The sequence below is a fragment of the Rhodococcus sp. MALMAid1271 genome (assembly GCF_049195265.1).
Taxonomy (GTDB): Bacteria; Actinomycetota; Actinomycetes; order Mycobacteriales; family Mycobacteriaceae; genus Rhodococcoides.
In genome coordinates this window covers 1-204 of the sequence record NZ_JBMIRQ010000022.1, presented here as the reverse complement: position 1 = coordinate 204, position 204 = coordinate 1, and the positions used below count along the sequence as shown (strand labels likewise).

At 59.8% G+C, this 204-nt stretch carries 1 pseudogene; it reads right to left on the bottom strand.

Going from position 1 to position 204, the window contains the following annotated elements:
• Positions 1–204, bottom strand: a pseudogene (locus ACOQFP_RS01020) (IS3 family transposase); the annotation flags it as partial.

Below are 204 nucleotides of genomic sequence, written 5' to 3'. Positions count from 1 at the left end.
GATCGAGTATCCGACGATCTTGTTCGAGTACAGGTCTTTGATGGCGCAGAGGTAGAGCTTGCCCTCGTCGGTACGGTGCTCGGTGATGTCGGTCAGCCAGATCTGGTTGCGTTCCTGTGCGGTGAATTGGCGGTCGACGAGGTCGTCGTGGACGGGCGGGCCGGCTTTCTTGTTCAGGCCGCGCTTCTTGGAGAACACGGACCA